At 72.6% G+C, this 19,511-nt stretch carries 13 protein-coding genes and 1 pseudogene; 5 read left to right on the top strand and 9 right to left on the bottom strand.

The features are described 5' to 3' along the window. The first annotated feature begins 57 nt into the window (after positions 1–57). The 3 genes from gltB to BMY97_RS15925 all read left to right on the top strand — a co-directional run bounded on the left by gltB (position 58) and on the right by BMY97_RS15925 (position 7,623). A complete protein-coding gene (gene gltB / locus BMY97_RS15915; protein ID WP_091617624.1) occupies positions 58–4,599 on the top strand; it encodes a glutamate synthase large subunit in 4,542 nt (1,513 codons plus the stop codon). After that, on the top strand, positions 4,592–6,100 hold the full coding sequence (locus tag BMY97_RS15920) for a glutamate synthase subunit beta (protein ID WP_091617625.1): 1,509 nt from the start codon (positions 4,592–4,594) through the stop codon (positions 6,098–6,100). The genes gltB and BMY97_RS15920 overlap by 8 nt, the downstream gene beginning before the upstream one ends. A gap of 131 nt (positions 6,101–6,231) precedes the next feature. After that, positions 6,232–7,623, top strand: coding sequence for a class II 3-deoxy-7-phosphoheptulonate synthase (locus BMY97_RS15925; protein ID WP_177231367.1), 1,392 nt, complete (start codon positions 6,232–6,234; stop codon positions 7,621–7,623). A 128-nt stretch (positions 7,624–7,751) separates the two neighbouring features. On the opposite strand, the pseudogene BMY97_RS15930 reads toward BMY97_RS15925, so the two are convergent. The 4 genes and pseudogenes from BMY97_RS15930 to pknB form a co-directional block, all read right to left on the bottom strand. Beyond that, positions 7,752–8,360, bottom strand: a pseudogene (locus BMY97_RS15930) (DDE-type integrase/transposase/recombinase). 117 nt (positions 8,361–8,477) lie between these two features. Then, positions 8,478–9,800: a wax ester/triacylglycerol synthase family O-acyltransferase gene (locus tag BMY97_RS15935; RefSeq protein ID WP_091617627.1), complete on the bottom strand. Its 1,323-nt coding sequence runs from the start codon at positions 9,798–9,800 to the stop codon at positions 8,478–8,480. A 112-nt stretch (positions 9,801–9,912) separates the two neighbouring features. Next, positions 9,913–10,737, bottom strand: a complete 825-nt coding sequence (locus BMY97_RS15940) for a hypothetical protein (RefSeq protein WP_245787337.1) — start codon at positions 10,735–10,737, stop codon at positions 9,913–9,915. 187 nt (positions 10,738–10,924) lie between these two features. Beyond that, the gene (gene pknB, locus BMY97_RS15945; protein ID WP_091617628.1) at positions 10,925–12,958 is read right to left on the bottom strand and encodes a Stk1 family PASTA domain-containing Ser/Thr kinase; all 2,034 of its coding nucleotides are present in this window, start codon (positions 12,956–12,958) and stop codon (positions 10,925–10,927) included. A gap of 101 nt (positions 12,959–13,059) precedes the next feature. Between pknB and BMY97_RS15950 the strand changes: the two genes are divergently transcribed. After that, positions 13,060–13,428: an Rv2175c family DNA-binding protein gene (locus tag BMY97_RS15950; protein ID WP_091617629.1), complete on the top strand. Its 369-nt coding sequence runs from the start codon at positions 13,060–13,062 to the stop codon at positions 13,426–13,428. On the opposite strand, the gene BMY97_RS15955 is transcribed toward BMY97_RS15950, so the two are convergent. After that, positions 13,397–14,584, bottom strand: a complete 1,188-nt coding sequence (locus BMY97_RS15955; RefSeq protein ID WP_245787338.1) for an MFS transporter — start codon at positions 14,582–14,584, stop codon at positions 13,397–13,399. The two genes, BMY97_RS15950 and BMY97_RS15955, sit on opposite strands and share 32 nt — an antisense overlap. 22 nt (positions 14,585–14,606) lie before the next feature. Between BMY97_RS15955 and BMY97_RS15960 the strand changes: the two genes are divergently transcribed. Further along, positions 14,607–15,164, top strand: coding sequence for a CGNR zinc finger domain-containing protein (locus BMY97_RS15960; RefSeq protein ID WP_091617630.1), 558 nt, complete (start codon positions 14,607–14,609; stop codon positions 15,162–15,164). Between the two features lie 25 nt (positions 15,165–15,189). Here BMY97_RS15960 and BMY97_RS15965 read toward each other — a convergent pair whose 3' ends face one another. Genes BMY97_RS15965 through BMY97_RS15980 form a run of 4 tightly spaced genes read right to left on the bottom strand, consistent with a single transcriptional unit; the run spans position 15,190 to position 19,482 of the window. Next, positions 15,190–15,978 (bottom strand): LLM class F420-dependent oxidoreductase, encoded by a 789-nt coding sequence (locus BMY97_RS15965; RefSeq protein ID WP_091617631.1) that lies wholly within the window; start codon positions 15,976–15,978, stop codon positions 15,190–15,192. Next, a complete protein-coding gene (locus tag BMY97_RS15970) occupies positions 15,975–16,913 on the bottom strand; it encodes a phytoene/squalene synthase family protein (RefSeq protein WP_091617632.1) in 939 nt (312 codons plus the stop codon). The genes BMY97_RS15965 and BMY97_RS15970 overlap by 4 nt, the downstream gene beginning before the upstream one ends. Next, positions 16,910–18,391 (bottom strand): phytoene desaturase family protein, encoded by a 1,482-nt coding sequence (gene crtI, locus BMY97_RS15975; RefSeq protein ID WP_091617633.1) that lies wholly within the window; start codon positions 18,389–18,391, stop codon positions 16,910–16,912. Before crtI ends, BMY97_RS15970 begins: the two co-directional genes overlap by 4 nt. Further along, the gene (locus tag BMY97_RS15980; RefSeq protein ID WP_091617634.1) at positions 18,391–19,482 is read right to left on the bottom strand and encodes a polyprenyl synthetase family protein; all 1,092 of its coding nucleotides are present in this window, start codon (positions 19,480–19,482) and stop codon (positions 18,391–18,393) included. The genes crtI and BMY97_RS15980 overlap by 1 nt, the downstream gene beginning before the upstream one ends. Positions 19,483–19,511: the final 29 nt, after the last annotated feature.

A 19,511-nucleotide genomic window follows, 5' to 3' on the forward strand; every position in this document is an offset into this window, starting at 1 on the left:
TCCCCACGGCCGGTTCGCCGGCCACCGCACGAAGACGACGAAGGAGGTCCCTTTTCCATGATCTTCTCCGCCATTCCCGGCAAACAGGGTCTCTACGACCCGGAGACCGAGCAGGACTCCTGCGGTGTGGCCATGGTGGCCGACATCCAGGGGCGACGCTCCCACGGCATCGTCACCGACGGCCTGACCGCGCTGACCAACCTCGACCACCGCGGCGCCGCGGGGGCCGAGCCGACCAGCGGTGACGGTGCCGGCATCCTCCTGCAGCTCCCCGACGAGCTGCTGCGCGCCGAGTCCGGCTTCCCCCTGCCCGAGTTCGGCGCGTACGCCGCCGGCATCGCGTTCCTGCCCGCCGACGCCGAGCAGCGTCGCAAGGCCGTCGAGCTGACGGAGCGCATCGCCGGCGAGGAGGGGCTCGAAGTCCTCGGCTGGCGCGAGGTGCCGGTGGACGCCGACCGCGCGGACATCGGGCCCAGCGCGCGCTCGGTGATGCCGTACTTCGCGATGCTCTTCGTCGCCTCGCAGCACGAGGAAACCGGCCTGGAGCTGGATCGGCTCGCGTTCTGCCTGCGCAAGCGCGTGGAGCACGACAGCGAAACCGCGGGCTACGGCACGTACTTCCCGTCGCTGTCGGCGCGCACGATCGTCTACAAAGGCATGTTGACGCCGGAGCAGCTGCCGAAGTTCTTCACCGATCTGGCCGACCCGCGGCTCGCCAGCGCGATCGCGCTGGTGCACTCGCGCTTCTCCACCAACACCTTCCCGTCGTGGCCGCTCGCGCACCCGTTCCGGTTCGTGGCGCACAACGGCGAGATCAACACCATCCGCGGCAACCGCAACCGCATGCGCGCCCGCGAGGCCCTGCTGGAAGCCGACCTGATCCCGGGCGACCTGACCCGGCTGTTCCCGATCTGCTCGCCGGACGCCTCGGACTCCGCCTCGTTCGACGAGGTGCTGGAGCTGCTGCACCTCGGCGGCCGGTCGCTGCCGCACGCCGTGCTGATGATGATCCCGGAGGCGTGGGAAAACCACGCCACGATGGACCCGGCGCGGCGCGCGTTCTACCAGTTCCACGCCAGCCTGATGGAGCCGTGGGACGGCCCGGCCTGCGTCACCTTCACCGACGGCCGCCTGGTCGGCGCGGTGCTGGACCGCAACGGCCTGCGCCCGGCCCGGTGGTGGCGCACGGCGGACGACCGCGTGGTGCTCGCCAGCGAGACCGGGGTGCTCGACGTGGCCCCGGAGAACGTGGTCGCCAAGGGCCGCCTCAAGCCCGGCCGGATGTTCCTGGTGGACACCGTGGCCGGCCGGATCGTCGACGACGAAGAGGTCAAATCGGCGCTCGCGGCGAAGCTGCCGTACGAGGGCTGGCTGCACGCCGGGCTGCTCAAGCTGGCCGACCTGCCCGACCGCGACCACATCGTGCAGAGCCACGACTCGGTGCTGCGCCGCCAGCTCTCCTTCGGCTACACCGAGGAGGAGCTGAAGATCCTGCTCGCGCCGATGGCCGCCAAGGGCGCCGAGCCGATCGGCTCGATGGGCTCGGACACCCCGGTCGCCGTGCTGTCCCAGCGGTCCCGGCTGCTCTACGACTACTTCAAGCAGAACTTCGCGCAGGTGACCAACCCGCCGCTGGACGCCATCCGCGAGGAGCTGGTCACCTCGATGGCGCGGATCATGGGCCCGGAGCGCAACCTGCTCGCGCCCGGCCCCGCGTCGTGCCGGCACCTGAACCTGCCGTACCCGGTGATCGACAACGACGAGCTGGCCAAGCTCATCCACATCAACGACGACGGCGACCTGCCGGGCTTCGCGTGCAGTGTCCTTTCCGGACTGTACGAGGTGAGCGGCGGCGCCGGGGCGCTGGCGTCGGCGATCGAGCGGGTGCGGCGCGAGGCGTCCGAGGCGATCGCGGCCGGGGCGCGCACGCTGGTGCTGTCCGACCGCGACTCCGACCACCGGATGGCGCCGATCCCGTCGCTGCTGCTGGTTTCCTCGGTGCACCACCACCTGGTGCGCACCAAGGAGCGGCTGCGCGTGGCGCTGGTGGTGGAGAGCGGCGACGCCCGCGAGGTGCACCACGTCGCGCTGCTGCTGGGTTACGGCGCCGCGGCGGTGAACCCGTACCTCGCCTTCGAGACGATCGAGGACATGACCGCCGCCGGCGGGATCACCGGCATCGAGGCCGCGAAGGCGATCCGGAACTACGTGCAGGCGCTCGTGAAGGGCGTCCTGAAGATCATGTCGAAGATGGGCATCTCGACCGTCGGCGCGTACACCGCGGCGCAGGTCTTCGAATCGCTCGGGCTGAGCCAGGACCTGCTCGACGAGTACTTCACCGGCACGTCCTCGAAGCTCGGCGGAGTGGGGCTGGAGGTGCTGGCCGAGGAGGTCGCGGTGCGGCACCGCCGCGCCTACCCGGACAACCCGACCGAACGGGTCCACCGTGGACTCGACACCGGCGGCGAGTACGCCTACCGCCGCGAGGGCGAGCTGCACCTGTTCACGCCGGAGACGGTGTTCCTGTTGCAGCACGCGGGAAAGACCGGCCGTGAGGACGTGTACCGCAAGTACACCGACGAGGTGCACCGGCTCTACCGCGAGGGTGGCACGCTGCGCGGGCTGTTCAAGTTCCAGGAGGGTGCGCGCGAGCAGGTGCCGCTGGACGAGGTCGAGCCCGCCGAGGCGATCTTCAAGCGCTTCAACACCGGCGCCATGTCGTACGGCTCGATTTCCGCCGAGGCGCACGAAACGCTGGCCATCGCGATGAACCGGATCGGCGGCCGGTCCAACACCGGCGAGGGCGGCGAGGACCCGGAGCGGCTCTACGACCCGCAGCGGCGCAGCGCGATCAAGCAGGTCGCGAGCGGACGGTTCGGCGTCACCAGCGAGTACCTGGTCAACGCCGACGACATCCAGATCAAGATGGCGCAGGGCGCGAAGCCCGGCGAAGGCGGCCAGCTGCCGCCGAACAAGGTGTACCCGTGGATCGCGCGCACGCGGCACTCGACGCCCGGCGTCGGGCTGATCTCGCCGCCGCCGCACCACGACATCTACTCCATCGAGGACCTGGCCCAGCTGATCCACGACCTGAAGAACGCCAACGAGCACGCGCGCGTCCACGTGAAGCTGGTGTCCTCGCTCGGGGTCGGCACGGTCGCGGCCGGCGTGTCCAAGGCGCACGCCGACGTGGTGCTCATCTCAGGCCACGACGGCGGCACCGGCGCGTCGCCGATGAACTCGCTCAAGCACGCGGGCACGCCCTGGGAGATCGGGCTCGCCGAGACCCAGCAGACGTTGCTGCTCAACGGTTTGCGCGACCGCATCACCGTGCAGGTGGACGGCGCCATGAAGACCGGCCGCGACGTGGTGATCGCGGCGCTGCTCGGCGCCGAGGAGTACGGTTTCGCGACGGCCCCCCTCGTCGTCGCGGGTTGCATCATGATGCGCGTCTGCCACCTCGACACCTGCCCGGTCGGCGTCGCGACGCAGAACCCGGAGCTGCGCGAGCGCTACACCGGCCAGGTCGAGCACGTGGTGAAGTTCTTCGAGTTCGTCGCCCAGGAGGTCCGGGAAACGCTGGCGCAGCTGGGTTTCCGCACCCTCGACGAGGCCATCGGGCACGCCGAGATGCTGGACACCGACGAGGCCGTGGCGCACTGGAAGACCTCCGGCCTCGACCTGAAGCCGATCTTCGAGATGCCGTCCGAGACCCCCTACGGCGGCGCGAAGCGGCGGGTCCGCGGCCAGGAACACGGCCTCGAGCACGCGCTCGACCGCACGCTCATCCAGCTCGCCGAGGCGGCGCTGGAGGACGCGCACCCTGTGAGGCTCGAGCTGCCGGTGCGCAACGTCAACCGCACCGTCGGCACGCTGCTCGGCTCGGAGATCACCCGCCGCTACGGCGGGGAGGGCCTGCCCGAGGACACGATCCACGTGCTGCTCACCGGTTCGGCCGGGCAGTCGCTGGGCGCGTTCCTGCCCCGCGGCATCACGCTAGACATGGTGGGCGACGCGAACGACTACGTCGGCAAGGGCCTCTCCGGCGGCCGGATCGTCGTGCGCCCCGACCCCGCCGCGTCGTTCGCCGCCGAGCGCCAGACCATCGCGGGCAACACCCTCGCGTACGGCGCCACGTCCGGCGAGATGTTCCTGCGCGGCCAGGTGGGCGAGCGGTTCTGCGTCCGCAACTCCGGCGCCACCGTGGTCGCCGAGGGCGTGGGGGACCACGCCTTCGAGTACATGACCGGCGGCCGGGCCGTGGTGCTCGGGCCGACCGGGCGCAACCTGGCGGCCGGCATGTCCGGCGGCACCGCGTACGTGCTCGAACTCGACCTCGCCAAGGTAAACCGGGACATGGTGGACCTGACGGCGCCGGACGCGGACGACCTGGCCTGGCTCAAGCAGACGGTGCGCAAGCACCACGACCTCACCCGCTCGGCCGTCGCCGCGTCGCTGCTCGGCGACTGGACGCGGCGCTCCGCGGCGTTCACCAAGGTGATGCCGCGCGACTACCAGCGGGTGCTCGACGCGGCGAAGGCGGCTCGCGCTGCCGGTCGCGATGTCGACGAAGCGATCATGGAGTCCGCTCGTGGCTGATCCGAACGGTTTTGTGAAGTACCGGCGCGAAGAGCCGAAGAAGAAGTCCAAAGAGGACCGTCTCGCCTCCTGGGGCGAGGTCTACGCGGACGTCGAGCCGGGCGAGCGCAACGAAGCCGTGCGCACGCAGGCCTCGCGCTGCATGGACTGCGGCATCCCGTTCTGCCACTCCGGCGGCTCGGGCTGCCCGCTCGGCAACCTGATCCCGGAGTGGAACGACCTGGTCCGCCGCGGCGACTGGGCCGCGGCGAGCGATCGGCTGCACGCCACCAACAACTTCCCCGAGTTCACCGGGAAGCTGTGCCCCGCCCCGTGCGAGGCGGGCTGTGTGCTGTCGATCTCGGCGGCTTCCGGCGGGGCGGTGGCGATCAAGCGCGTCGAGCAGACGATCGCCGACCAGTCCTGGGAACAGGGATACGTGCAGCCGCACGCCGCGGAGGTCTCCTCGGGCCAGCGGGTGGCCGTGGTCGGCTCCGGCCCGGCCGGGCTGGCCGCCGCGCAGCAGCTGACGCGCGCCGGCCACGAGGTCACCGTGTTCGAGCGCGACGACCGGCTCGGCGGGCTGCTGCGGTACGGCATCCCCGAGTTCAAGATGGAGAAGAAGGTCCTCGACCGGCGCCTGGCGCAGCTGCGCAAGGAGGGCACGCGGTTCGTCACCGGCTGCGAGGTCGGCGTCGACCTCACGGTGGAAGACCTGCGGGCCCGGTACGACGCCGTGGTGCTCGCCGTGGGCGCGCTGCGCGGCCGCGACGACACGACGACCGAGGGCCGCGGCCTCGCCGGGATCCACCTGGCGATGGAGCACCTGGTGCCGGCCAACAAGTTCGTCGAGGGCGACGGCCCGCCGTCGGTCGACGCGGGCGGCAAGCACGTGGTCATCATCGGCGGCGGCGACACCGGCGCCGACTCCTACGGCACCGCGACCCGGCAGGGCGCGCTTTCGGTGACGCAGCTGGACCAGTACCCGATCCCGCCGTCCACCCGCGACGACGAGCGCTCGCCGTGGCCGACCTGGCCGTACATCCTGCGCACCTACCCGGCGCACGAGGAGGCGGGGGAGCGCAAGTTCGCCGTCGCGGTGAAGCGCTTCGTCGACGACGGCGCCGGTCACGTGAAGGCCGTGGAGCTGCAGCAGGTCCGCGTCGTGAAGGACCCGGAGACGGGCCGTCGCGAGGTCGTGCCGACCAGTGACGAGGTCGAGGTGCTGCCGGCCGACCTGGTGCTGCTGGCGATCGGCTTCGAGGGCGTGGAGGAGATGCCGCTGCTCGAGGGCCTCGGCCTCTCGCTCACCCGCCGCGGCACCCTGTCCTGCGGCGCCGACTGGCAGACCTCCTCCCCGGGCGTCTTCGTCTGCGGCGACGCCCACCGCGGCGCGTCTCTGGTGGTGTGGGCCATCGCGGAGGGCCGCTCGGTCGCGAACGCCGTGGACGCGTTCCTCACCGGCGCCTCGGACCTGCCCGCGCCGGTGCACCCGACGGCGCTGCCGCTGGCGGTCGTCTGAGCGCCGTCCCCTGAGCGCAGGCCCCGGTGCAATGGCGCACCGGGGCCTGTTTACGTGAACGGTGCTCGCGTCCGCCGCGGGTCTGCCGCCCACCGGGGGCGGCGCGGCCGGCGGACCTTATCCTGGGACTCGTGAACTGGACAGTGGACGTTCCCGTCGACACACTTCCCGAACTCCCGCCGCTGCCGCCCGAGCTGCGCGCGCGCCTCGACGCGGCGCTGGCCAAGCCCGCCGCGCAGCAGCCCGAGTGGCCGGACCCGGAGCTGGCCAAGCGGGCCAGGGGCGTCCTGGAGAGCGTCCCGCCGATCACTGTGCCGGCCGAGATCGACCGGCTGAAGAACCGGCTCGCCATGGTCGCCAACGGCGAGGCCTTCCTGCTCCAGGGCGGCGACTGCGCGGAGACCTACGAGTCCAACACCGAGCCGCACATCCGGGCGAACCTGCGCACGCTGCTGCAGATGGCCGTGGTGCTCACCTACGGCGCGAGCCTGCCGGTGGTCAAGGTCGGCCGCATCGCCGGCCAGTACGCGAAGCCGCGCTCGGCGGCCACCGACGCGCTGGGCCTGCCGGTCTACCGCGGCGACATCATCAACTCGCTCGAGCCGAAGCCCGAGCTGCGGGTGCCGGACCCGGGCCGGATGATCCGCGCGTACGCGAACGCGGGCGCGGCGATGAACCTGGTCCGCGCCCTCACCGGCGCCGGCATGGCCGACCTGCACCAGGTGCACGACTGGAACAAGGACTTCGTGTCCGCCTCGCCCGCCGGCGAGCGGTACGAGGCGCTGGCCGGCGAGATCGACCGCGGCCTGCGGTTCATGAATGCCTGCGGCGTCTCCGACACCTCGCTGCACTCCACCGAGATCTTCGCCAGCCACGAGGCGCTGCTGCTCGATTACGAGCGCGCGCTGCTGCGGCTGGACAACGCCGACGCGGCGAACCCGAAGCTGTACAACCTGTCTTCGCACTTCCTGTGGGTCGGGGAGCGGACCCGTCAGCTGGACGGCGCGCACATCGCGTTCGCCGAGCTGCTGGCCAACCCGATCGGGCTCAAGATCGGCCCGACGACCACGCCGGAGCAGGCGCTGGAGTACGTCGAGCGGCTCGACCCGCGGCACGAGCCCGGCCGGCTCACGCTCATTTCGCGGATGGGCAACGGCAAGGTCCGCGAGGTGCTGCCCGCGATCGTCGAAAAGGTCGAGGCGTCCGGGCACAAGGTCATCTGGCAGTGCGACCCGATGCACGGCAACACCCACGAATCGTCGACCGGCTACAAGACCCGCCATTTCGACCGCATCGTCGACGAGGTCCAGGGCTTCTTCGAGGTGCACCACAAGCTGGGCACCTACCCGGGCGGCATCCACGTCGAGCTGACCGGTGAAGACGTCACCGAATGCCTCGGCGGCGCGCAGGAAATCTCCGACATCGACCTCTCCGGCCGCTACGAAACCGCCTGCGACCCACGACTGAACACCCAGCAGTCCCTCGAACTGGCCTTCCTGGTCGCGGAAATGCTGCGCGGCTGAGGCTTGCCCGGTGTGCCGCTGATCAAGGCCGGCCGCTCCGTCGTCCGACGAATGGGCCTGCCACCGACCCACACCGGAATCGACGGCCACACCCGAGCCGGCCGCCCCCATCTCGCCGAACAGCACAGCTAGGTGTTCTGACCTGTGAGGTTGGGGATGCGGGTGGCGGGTGGTTTGCCGCCGAGCGCGGTGTGGCCGCGGTGGTGATGGTAGGTGTGCAACCACCCTGGATAAGCCTGGTTGAATCGCTCCACCTTCCCCTTGGTCTGCGGCCGGTAAGGCCGCGTGCGTTGGTGGACGATGTCCGCCTCGCGCAGCGCGGTAGGACTTGTAGCAGGACCCGTTGTCGGTCAGCACCCGTCGGATGGTGAACCCGGCGGTAGTGAAGAACGCGCGCGCCCGGGCCCAGAACGCGACCGCGGTTTCCTTGGTCTCATCAGGCAGGATCTCGCTGTACGCCAGCCGGGAATGGTCATCCACGGCATTGTGCGGATAGCTGGAGCCGATCTTGGGTTTGCCGTAGCGGTAACGAGCTGCGGTGGTGGCTTTCCTGTTCTGCAGACCGGTGACACGATGCCCTCCACCGTCGGGGATGTTGCCCAGCCGGGAACACGGGTAACGGGTCAGAACCCGGTGCAGGTGCCCTCGGCGCGGTAGCGGCCGGCCCAGCGTTTCGCGGTCGTGACCGGGACCTGCAACCGCTCGGCGGCTCGCTGCAGTGGCCACTGCTCGTCCATGACACACCGGGCCGGACGGAGCCTGCCGGTTTCGGTCGCAATCCACACCGAACCCGGAGGCTCTCCCCTATTCCAAGAGCATCCGATCACGTGCCGCCCCGTACCCGACCACCGTGGTCAGAACGGCTGGGCCGTGTGCACCAGCGCGGCGGCCGACTTCAGCACGGCGTCACGCAGGGAGCCGAGGTCCGGCACGGTCGCGCCGTTGGCCTGGAGTCCGATGTGGACGTTGTCGCGGTAGGGGGCCACGGCGATGCCGACGGCGTGGCGCGGGGCGAGGGGGACGAACGGGTACACCTCGGCCAGTGGGGCGCCGTCCAGGGTCAGGCGGGCGGGCGGCAGCGGTACGGCGGTCACCACCAGGTCGAAGAGCAGCGGCGCGGCCAGCCCGGCGGTCTTCGTGCCTAGGCGGTGCAGGACCGGCGGGACGCGCCCGGCAAGCAGCGGGAACGCCCCGGCGCCCCGGGACGGTCCGGCTGCCTTGTTCCGGGTCATCGCCTGGCGGACGACGGCGAGGCGCCGCACCGGGTCGTCGATGCCGATCGGGAGGTCGCACAGGTAGCCGGACAGCTGGTTGCCGCTCAGTTGCGTGCGTGCGCGGCCGCGCACGCTGACCGGGATCAGCGCTCGCAGCGTGCGGCCGTCGACGCGCTGCCCGCGGTTGGCCAGCCACTCGCGCAACGCGCCGGACAGCACGGCGAGTACCACGTCGTTGCCGGTTCCGCCGTGGGCGCGGCGGATCCGGCGAAGGTCGGCGGCGGGCAGCCGGACGAAGCCGAGCCGCCGTTCGGCCGAGGCCGGCGCGGACAGCAACGGCGCCGGCGGCCGCGCGGCGCGCACCAGCGAAGACGCGATTTCGGCCGTCTGACCGGCCTGGGCGAACGTGTCCTTGACGGTGTCGAGCGCCGAGCGCGGCCGCGGCACCCCGGCCGGATCACGTCCCGCGGCGGCGGCCCGCGCGGTCAGCGGCAGGCCGTCCAGCAGCCCGACGGCCACGGCGTACGCGCCCGCGCCGTCGGTGAGCGCGTGGTGCAGCTTGAGCAGCACAGCGAACCGGCCCTCGGGCAGACCGGACACCACGGTCAGCTCCCACAGCGGCCGCCCGGTGTCGAGGGGCTGCGCGATCCACTGCGCCGCGTACTCCGCCAGTGGCTCCAGGTCGTGGAACGTGCTCACCCGGTGCTGGTGGATGTGTTGCGCGGCAGCGAAACCCGGGTCCTCCGACCAGGTCGCCGAGCCCGGCGGGAACAGCTCGGTGCGCGTTTTCTGCCGTAGTTTCGGGATTTCCGCCGCCCGCTCGGCCAGCAGCGCGGTCAGGCGCTCCGGGGAGACCGGCCCGGCGGGGGTGAACGTCAGCACGGCGCCCATGTGCATCGGCGCGGTTTCGCTTTCCAGGCAAAGGAAAGCCACGTCGAGCGGGCTGAGCGAGGTCCGCGTCATTCGGCGGCCTTTCCTGGTGCGGCCGGGATTCGGGCAGGCGACGACCACCACACCAGCCCGACATGACGAGGGGGTGGTCACGATGTTTCGCGGGCGCTAACTCCCCGGCGGTTCACTCGGCTGTGGTAGCCCGGGGCTTGCGCTGCGGCAGCGCGGTCGGCTGCGGCAGTGGCGTGGGCTGCGGCAGCGCAGTGGGGGGAACGGCGGTCGGTGGCACGTCCGCCGGAAGCGCCTCCGCCGGGGGCGGGACGGGCGTCGGCATCGCGGCGGGCACCTGGCCGTACGCCGAGCCGCTGAAGGAGACCGAGGCAATACCCGCCTGCCGGACGGCGACGCCGTTGCCCGGCCGCTTCGGCAGCCCGGGCCACAGCTCGCCGGCTTCGTGGGCGGCGGCGCGGATGGCGGCGCCGTCGAGGGCGGTGTGTGTTTCCTTGATGCCCCGGTCGAGCCACTGCACGACCAGGGTCAGCGGCCCGTCCTGCGGCAGCGGCCAGACGAAGACCTGGTGGTCGAGGTGGAACTGCGAGCCGCCGCCGCCCTGGGCGCGCAGCACCGGCTGGTCGGGCTCCGAGGCCGAGGGCACCGAGATGGTCTCCGAGCTGGCCCGGCGGCCGTCCGAGTACAGCACGCCGATCAGCAGCGCGTTGTAATCCGGGATCCGGCGATGGTCGATCAGGCTGCCGGAACGGCCTTCGTGCAGGCTGTCGCGCGAGTACACGCCGAGCCGCAGCGTCATCGCCTCCGGCCACACCTCGATGCCCCGCAGCGCGACGATCGTGCGCGCGGAGCGCCCGAGCGGCACCGCCCACGGCAGCAGCGCCGGGACGATGTGGTCACCCGGCGGGCCGGTCCAGGGACGGCCCTCGTAACTGAACAGCTCCTGCTCCCGCACCGGGAACAGGGGGCGCTCGCGAGGACCGTCCGTGAAGAAGCTCATGCCTGCTCGCGCGCTGAAGGGCCGCCGTTCTCCGGCGACCGGGCCGCCGCGGGGGAGAGCGCCTTGCCGAACATGTCCGACGCTCCCTCCGCGTTCGCCCCGTACGGCCGGTAAGGAGCCCTTACCGGCGCTCGGCCAGCTGTTGTGCTACCACAGCTTCCCGGTTTTCCGCCAGTGTGGCCAGCGGTCAGCCGCCGAAGCCGCGGATCTTCACCTTCGTGCCCTTCGGCACCAGCGACCCTGGCTGCGGGTCCTGCTGGAAGACGAAGTCGAACCCGCCACCGTGGCCGTGGCCGCCGCCGTTACCGCCTTTATCGGCTTGCAGCCCGGCGTCCTTGAGGATCTGCTCCGCCTGGTCGAACGGCTTGAACCGGACGTCGGGCACCTGCACGGCGTTGGAGACGAAGACCTTCACCACCTTGCTGCCCGGCGAGTTCGCCGCCGGGTCGGTGCGGGTGACGGAGCCGGCCGGCACGGTCTGGGAGAACTCCTCGCCGCCGTCCTGCGGCTGGAACCCGGCCTGCTGCAGGATCCCGAACGCCTCGTCCTTCGACCGCCCGGTGACGTCGGGCACCGGCGGCAGCGGCTCGGGGCCCTTCGACAGCACCAGCGTGACCTGGCCGCCGATGTCCACCGGCGTGCCGGCGGCGGGGGAGACGCTCACCACGGTGCCCTCGGGCGCGGTGTCGCTGAAGGCCGGCGTGCCCTGCGTGACGGTGAGCTGCTGGTCCTGGATCGCCTTGGTGGCGTCGGCCAGCGGGCTGCCCACCCGGATGTCCGGCACCACCGGCTTGCCCTTGGACACGACCACGGACACGGTGGCGTTCGGCTCCAGCGCGGTGCCCGCGGCCGGGTCGGCCTTGATCACCGTGTTGGCCGGGACGGTGTTGCTGAACTCCTGGCTGTACTGCGGGGTCAGCTTGGCCGCCCGCAGCGCGTCACCCGCCGAGGCCTGGCTGAGCCCGACGAGCTTCGGCACGGTCGAGGTGTTCGGCCCGGAGTCGCTGAGGATGAACGCGTACGCGCCGATCAGCCCGCCGAGCACCAGCACGCCGAGCGCGACCAGCGCGATGAGCTTCCGGCGGTCACGCGGCTTCTTCTCCGCGGCGGGCGCCGGGCGCCGTGGCGGTGGCGGGGGCACGGCCTGCTGGCCGGTCGGCGGCGACATCGGCGGTCCCGGTGGCGGCACCGGCACGGCCCTGGTGAGCGCGCGGGTGCCGCGCGGGCCGGAGACCGGCATTGTCTGCTCGGTGACGGCGGGGATGCGCGGCAGGGTGCGCTCGGCGTCGGACAGGCCGTCGCCGTCCGGCGGGGGCGGGATCGGCACGCCCACCAGCGCCAGGCCCAGCTCGGCGCGGACCGCCTGCAGCTCGGCGAGGAAGACGCCGGCGTCGGCCGGGCGCAGTTCGGCGTCGCGCCGGGTGGCGCGCAGGATCAGCTCGTCCAGCGCGGGCGGCAGGCCGGGCCGCAGGTCGCTCGGCCGCGGGACGTCGTCGTTCACGTGCCGGTAGGCCACCGAGAGCGCGGTGTCGCCGGTGTAGGGCGCCTGGGCGGTGAGCATCTCGTACAGCAGGATCCCGGCCGAGTAGACGTCGCCGCGCGCCGTGGTGGCGCCGGTGGTGACCTGCTCGGGGGAGAGGTAGGCGACGGTGCCGAGGATGACGCTGGAGCTGGTGGTCCCGGCGCTCGCGACCGCGCGGACCAGGCCGAAGTCCCCGACCTTCACCACCCCGCCGGTGAGCACGGTGCTGCTGCGGCCGATCAGCACGTTCTCCGGTTTGACGTCGCGGTGCACCAGCCCCGCGGCGTGCGCGGCGGCCAGCGCCGAGAGCACCGGCTCGGCGATGCTCAGCGCGAGCGCGACCTCCAGCGGCCCCTGCTCGGCCATCAGATCGCGCAGCGTGCCGCCGTCGACCAGCTCCATCACCAGGAACGCCAGCCCGGAATCCTCGCCGGCCGGGGCGTCGAAGCCCTGGTCGTGCACGGCGACGACGTTCGGGTGGTGCAGCTGCGCGGCGGAGCGCGCCTCGCGCACGAACCGCTCCACGAACGAGCGGTCGTCGGCGAAGCGGGGATCCATGATCTTGATCGCCACCTGCCGGTCCAGCCGGGTGTCGAGCCCCCGGTAGACCGACGACATCCCCCCGCGGGCCAACAGCTTGTCCACGCGGTAGCGGTGTTCGAGCAGGGTGCCGACCAGGCTCGGATGCGTCCGTGTCACGGCTGAATCGTACGGAACCCCGGGGGTGGCCCGGAGGTGACCTGGCAGGTCACCCGTGCGTACCAATGGGACGGCCGGTCGAATGTGGCACAGTGTCACCTGTGAGTGGGATTCCTGTCGCCGAAGACGTCCTCGACCCCGCGGTAGCGGTTCTTCCGCTGACGGAGGTGGCGAAGGCCCTCGGGACTTCGGTCAACAAGGTGCGCCAGATGCTGCGCGAAGGCCAGCTGATCGCGGTGAAGCGCGGCGGCGAGCTGTGCGTGCCGGGCGCGTTTTTCGTCAAGGACGGCGTGGTCAAGGGGCTGGCGGGGACGATCACCGTGCTCGCGGACTCCGGCTTCAGCCGCACCGAGATGCTGCGCTGGCTCTTCGAGGAGGACGACACGCTGCCGGGCTCGACCCCGGTGAACGCCCTCCGCACGAGCCACGGCACCGAGGTCAAGCGCCGCGCGCAGGCGATGGCCTTCTAGTCCTCGGCCCGTCCCGCTTTCCGGTCCCCGGCGAACACACCAGGTAACCGATCGCGGCGGCGAGTTGCAGCCCGGCGGCGACACACAGGCACGCCGCCGGAGACTGCCCGGCGAGCGGTCCCGCGACGGCCGTGCCCGCGGCCATCCCGGCGATCTTCACGCTCGCCGCGGTGGTGAACACCTGCGCTCGCACGTCCGCGGGCGCCTCCCGGTGCCGTACCGCGAACACGGCCGAGAGCTGCGGACCTTCGCCGAATCCGATCAGCGTCGCGGCCGCGACCAGCAGGATCGCGTTCGGCGCCGCCGCGGTCGCGAGGAAACCCGCGCCGAGGACAACCGTGCTGAGCAGCACCGCCGTGTCCGGCGGGCCGGGCAGCGGGCGGCGGGTCAGCAACCCGTTGGCGAGCAGGGAAGCCACGGCCATGGCGGCCAGCAACAGCGTGCCGTAGCCCGCGCCGCCGAGCCGGTGGAGGCCCAGGACCGGGTAACAGACCATGGCCATGCCGATGCCGGCGTACGAGAGCGTGGTGGTCACGGTCGCGCGGCGCAGCGGGTGGTTGCGGACCAGAAACAGTGCGGCGGCGGTGGGCTTTCGCGGGTTCCGCGGGCGCTCCGCCCGGCGCGGCAGCCGCCACGCGACCGGAACGGCCGCCGCGACGAGCACACTCGCGACGGTGAGCGCGGCCGGCGCGCCCGCGAGGTTCGCCAGCAGCCCGGCGAGCCCGGGGCCGGCCAGGCTGGCGGCGGTGAACGTCATCGCGTCGAGCGTGCTCGCCCGCGGCAGCCGCTCCGGCGGGACCAGCGCGGGCAGTTGCGCGGTCCAGCCGCCCGCGACGGCCGGGTTGAGCAGGCCGGCGAGCGCCGCCGTCACCAGCACCAGTGCGAAGGGCACGCGGCCGAAGAGCACCGTGATCAGCGCGAGCCCGGCGGCGTACCCGGCGAGCGCCGCCGCCAGGACCCGGCCGGGGGAGCGGGACCGGTCCAGCACCGCGCCCAGCAACGGCCCGCCGAACGCGGCCGCGATGGTCAGCCCGGCCAGCAGGGCCGAGCCCGTGACCGCGGTCGACGAGCTCAGCCCCAGCAGGAGCAACGCCGGGCCGGACGACTCGTCGCCACTGCGGGCCGCCGTCGCGCCGACCAGGTAACGGCTCAACACAAGCAAGACGTTACAGTGGGGTGTGACCGTTCCGCCGCCGGATTTCCCGGGTGGCCGCTCGGCGGTGCGCCGCGCGGTCGACCTGCTCGACGTGCTGCTTCCCGAGCCGCCCGACCCGGACCGGGTCGTCGAAGTGCTGATGGCGCACGGAGAACCGGACGAACCGTTGACCACGGCCGCCGTGACCGAGCTGCACAAAGCCGCGCTCGAACTGCGTGAGGTCTTCGCCGCGCCGGACACCGCTGCCGCCGCGAAGGTGCTCAACCGGCTGTTCACGAAGTACGCGAGCCCGCCCCGGCTGACCGCGCACGACGCCGACTTCGGCTGGCACCTGCACGTCGATGCGGCCGACGACGGGCCGTGGGGCGCGTGGTTCGTGACGTCCTCGGCGCTCGCATTGGCCGGGCTGCTGTCCGAACGACAGGGGCCGCCGGGCGGGCTGTGCGCCTCACCCTCGTGCGGGCGCCCGTTCGCGCACCTGGGCGGCGGCAGCCCACGGCGCTACTGCTCGACGCGGTGTGCGACCCGCGAGCGCGTGGCGGCGCACCGGGCCAAGACGATGGCCCCCGCACCGGAGTGAGAGGGCCATCGGAGACGGTGCGGGTTCAGCCGTTCTGCCGGTCCCGCCAGTCGATCCACGGCTTGACCTTGGACAGGTCGTAGTCCGGCCCGGTGAGGCCCACGGTGAACAGCGAGACGCCCTGCGCGACGAGCTTCGGGCCCAGCTCGTCCGGGCTGCCCTCCACCGCGCAGGAGCGCTCGATCTCGGCCGGGTCGCGGCCCACGTCCGCGCAGTGCTGGTCGAGGATCTTCACCTTGCGCTCGACGACCTCCGCGTCGCCGAAGCCGTGCCAGATGTCGGCGTGCTTCGCGACCAGCTTGAGGGTCTTCTTCTCGCCGCCGCCCCCGATCAGCACGGGGATCTTGCGCGTCGGCGCGGGATTCAGCTTGCCCAGCCGCGATTCGATCCGCGGCAGGGAGTCGGCCAGGTCGTTCAGCCGTCCGCCCGCGGTGCCGAATTCGTAGCCGTACTCGTCGTAGTCCTTCTCGAACCAGCCGGAGCCGATGCCGAGGATGAGCCGCCCGCCGGAGATGTTGTCGACGGTGCGCGCCATGTCGGCGAGCAGCTCGGGGTTGCGGTAGCTGTTGCACGTCACCAGCGCGCCGATCTCCACGCGGGACGTCGCTTCGGCCCACGCGCCGAGCATCGTCCAGCACTCGAAGTGCTTGCCCTCGGGCTCGCCGTAGAGCGGGTAGAAGTGGTCCCAGTTGAAGACGATGTCGACGCCGAGGTCTTCGGCCCCCGCGGCCGCCCGGCGGATGCTGTCGTAATCGGCGTGCTGCGGCTGGAGCTGGACCCCGACCCGGAGCCGCCTGTTCGAAGCAGTGGTCATGATCGCAGCGTAGGCCCGCAACCACGGAAAATGCCAAGCCGGAGCCGGACCAGCTCCGGCAACGCGACCGCGAGCCGGCGGCCCTTGCCGACGACCGCGCGGCGGTTGAGCACGTCGTAGTCCAGCGCCTCGATCTCGTCCAGGATGCCTTCGTACAGCGTGATCGCGGTCCGCACGCACGGGCGGGATTCGGGGCGCAGCAAGGGAATCCCGGCCTCGGCGCGACGGTAGACCGCGCGGTTGCGCGAAACCGCGACGGCCAGCGCGCGGCGCACCCGCGCGTCCGGCACCCGGCGGCGGCGCGATTCGACCAGCAGCGCCCGGTCCGCGCCGAAGGCCGCCAGCTCCTCGGTGGGCAGGTACAGCCGGCCGCGGTCCAGGTCTTCGCCGATGTCACGCAGGAAGTTGGTGAGCTGGAAGGCTTCCCCGAGCGCGGCGGCGCTCGGGGCCGCGTCCGCGAGCGGCACGACGGTGCCGAACACCGGCAGCATCTGCAGCCCGATCACACTCGCCGAACCGTGCACGTACTCGGCAAGTTCGGCGTACGTCGCGTACTCCGTGATCGTCAGGTCCATCCGCATCGAGTGCAGGAACGCGTCCACCAGCCCGCGTTCGATGCCGTGGCGGCGGACGGTGTCGGCCAGCGCGGCGAGCACGGGGCCGGCGGGCTCGCCGCCGCCGTAGACCTCGTCGACCAGTCCGCTGACCTTGTCCAGCGCCACTGCCGGGTCGGTGCCCGGCGACGGGTTGTCGACCAGTTCGTCGGCCATCCGCGCGAAGCCGTACAACGCGTGCGCCGAAGGCCGGGCCCGCGCCGGGAGCAGCCGGGTGGCGAGGAAGAACGTGCGGCCGTGGTGGGCGTTGATGCGGCGGCACTCGGCGTACGCGGACCGCAGGGCGGGGCCGGTGATGCCGGCGGCGTCCAGTTCGTTCACCGGCCGGTGATCCTTTCCGCGGCGAGTCGTCCGGAGATCAGCACCGGCGGGACGCCGACGCCGGGAGTGGTGCCGCTGCCCGCGAGCACCACGTTGCCCGCGGCCCGCACCAGGTTGGCGGGCCGGAACGGGCCGGTCTGGGCAAACGTGTGCGCCAGCGAGAACGGGGTGCCGGCGGCGAGCCCGCGCGCGGCCCAGTCCTCGGGCGTGATCAGCTCGTCGACGGCGAACTCGCCGCTGAAACCGGTCAGCCCGCGTGCTTCCAGCGTGCGCACCAGCTCTTCTTGGTAGGCGCCGCCGACGCGTGGCCAGTCGATGCGGCCGCGGTGCAGGTTCGGCGCCGGCGCGAGCACGGAGACGATCTCGCCACCGTCGCCGGCCAGCCCCGGCTCGGTCGCGGTCGGGCGGGTGACCAGCAGCGAGGGGTCGCTCATGAGCCGGCCCTCGCGGACGATCTCGGCGAACGTGCGCTCCCACGCGTCGCCGAAGAAGATCGTGTGGTGGCCCAGTTCCGGCCACGAGCGGCCGGTGCGCCCGTGCAGCACCACGGCCGAAGGCGAGTACGACAACGGCAGGATCCGGCGGGGACGCGCGCCGAGCAGCCGGTACGCCGTGGTCAGCTCGGTCGCGAGGACCACCGCGTCGCACTCGATCCGCTCGCCCGAGCGCGTCCGGACCGCGCGCACCCGCGACGAAACCCGTTCCAGCCAAGCGGCTTCGGTGCCGAACCGCAGGTCGGCCCCCGCGCGCCCGGCGGCGCCGGCCATCGACCGCGCGATGGCGCCCATGCCACCGCGCGGGTAGTACACGCCGCCGACGGTGTCCATGTACGCGATGACGCCGTACGCGCCCATCGCGCGCGCCGGGTCGAGGCCCGCGTACAGCGCCTGGAACGAGAACAGCCGGCGTACGCGTTCGTCGCGCAGGAAGGTTTCGACCTTCGGGCCGAGCCGGCCGAAGCCGCCCAGCGCCGCGAGCTTCACCAGCTCCGGCCGGGCGAGGCCGAACGGCGAGTCGAAGTTCGCGCCGATGAAGTGGTCCTTCTGCGTGGTGTACAGCTCGGTGAGCCAGCGCCGCAGCCGCCGGTAGCCCCGCGCCTCCGCGGGCCCGGCGAACGCGCGGATCTCGGCCTCCATCGCGTCGCCGTCGGTGCGCAGCGCCAGCGTGCTGCCGTCCGCGAACCGCGCGCGGTAGGCCGGGTCGAGCCGGGTCAGCGGGAGGTTGCCGGCGAGCGATTCGCCGACGGCGTGGAAGGCCTCGTCGACCAGCTCGGGCATGGTGAGCACACTCGCGCCGGTGTCCACGGCGTTGCCGCCGAAGTCCTGTTGCCCGGCCCGTCCGCCCGGGGTCTTGGCCTGCTCCAGCAGCGTGACGCGGCGGCCGGCGCCGAGCAGGTGCAGCGCGGCCGAGAGCCCGGCCAGCCCCGCCCCGACCACCACCACGTGGTCGGTGGGCCCGGTGACGGTCCGGCCCGCCATCAGTACGTCCGCTGGGTCGCCAGCTCGGTCAGCTCGGTCAGCGCCGCCGGGGCCGGCTCGGCCAGGCGGGCCCGTTCGAGCGCGGCCATCGCCGAGGCCGTCAGCTCGGTGATGCGCCGCTCGATGGCGTCGACCGCGCCGACGGCCGTCAGCGCGTCGCGCACCGTGTCCACCGCCGCGTCGGACAGGTCGGCGGCGCCGATCGCTCCGGCGATCACCTCGGCCGCGGCGTCCTCACCACGCTCTTTCGCCAGCTCCAGGCCCAGCGCGACGAGCAGGGTCCGCTTGCCCTCGCGCAGGTCGTCGCCCGCGGGCTTGCCGGTCACGGACGGGTCGCCGAACACGCCCAGCAGGTCGTCCCGCAGCTGGAACGCCACGCCGACGTCGCCGCCGAACTCCAGCAGCGTGCCGATCAGCTCCTCGTCCGCGCCGGCGAGCGCGGCGCCGAGGTGCAGCGGGCGTTGCACGGTGTACGCGGCGGTCTTGAGCCGGTCGATGCGCAGCGCGGCCTCGGGGGAGGCGTCGCCGACGGCCTGCGTGCGGACGTCGAGGTACTGCCCGGCGAGCACTTCCGTGCGCATCGCGCGCCACGCCGGGCGCGCGGCGGCGAGGGTCGCGGCGGGCAGCGGGGCGTCGGCGAACATGTCGTCGGCCCACGCCAGCGCGAGGTCGCCGACCAGCACGGCGCTGGCCAGCCCAAACGCCGCGGGGGAGCCGAGCCAGCCCTGGTCGGCGTGCTGCTTCGCCGAGGCGATGTGCACGGTCGGATTGCCGCGGCGGGAGTCGGAGGAGTCGATCAGGTCGTCGTGGATCAGCGCGCAGGCCTGGATCAGCTCGAGGCTCGACACCACCTGCAGCGCGCCCTCGGCGTCCGGCCCGGAGGCCGCGCCGCCGGCGCCGCGCCAGCCCCACCACGCGAACGTCGGCCGGATCCGCTTGCCGCCGCCCAGCACGAACCCGGACAGCGCCTCGATCCCGGCCGCCACACTGGGCTCGGTGCGCACGATCTGCTCGCCGGCGCGGCCCAGGAACGCGGCCAGCGCGCCCTCGACGCGGGCGGGCAGGTCGGCGTCGAATCCGGGCTCGTCCATGCCTTCATCATCCGGGGCACCCGGCGGTC

Origin of the sequence: Amycolatopsis saalfeldensis, from assembly GCF_900110575.1 — a bacterium.
Lineage (GTDB): Bacteria > Actinomycetota > Actinomycetes > Mycobacteriales > Pseudonocardiaceae > Amycolatopsis > Amycolatopsis saalfeldensis.

Bases quoted from the DNA above. Each gene is read 5' to 3' on its own strand.
- BMY97_RS15940 (WP_245787337.1), bottom strand. From the start codon at position 10,737: ATGAGCTTCTTCACGGACGGTCCTCGCGAGCGCCCCCTGTTCCCGGTG.
- gltB (WP_091617624.1), top strand. From the start codon at position 58: ATGATCTTCTCCGCCATTCCCGGCAAACAGGGTCTCTACGACCCGGAG.
- crtI (WP_091617633.1), bottom strand. From the start codon at position 18,391: ATGGCGGGCCGGACCGTCACCGGGCCCACCGACCACGTGGTGGTGGTC.
- BMY97_RS15935 (WP_091617627.1), bottom strand. From the start codon at position 9,800: ATGACGCGGACCTCGCTCAGCCCGCTCGACGTGGCTTTCCTTTGCCTG.
- BMY97_RS15965 (WP_091617631.1), bottom strand. From the start codon at position 15,978: ATGACCACTGCTTCGAACAGGCGGCTCCGGGTCGGGGTCCAGCTCCAG.
- BMY97_RS15980 (WP_091617634.1), bottom strand. From the start codon at position 19,482: ATGGACGAGCCCGGATTCGACGCCGACCTGCCCGCCCGCGTCGAGGGC.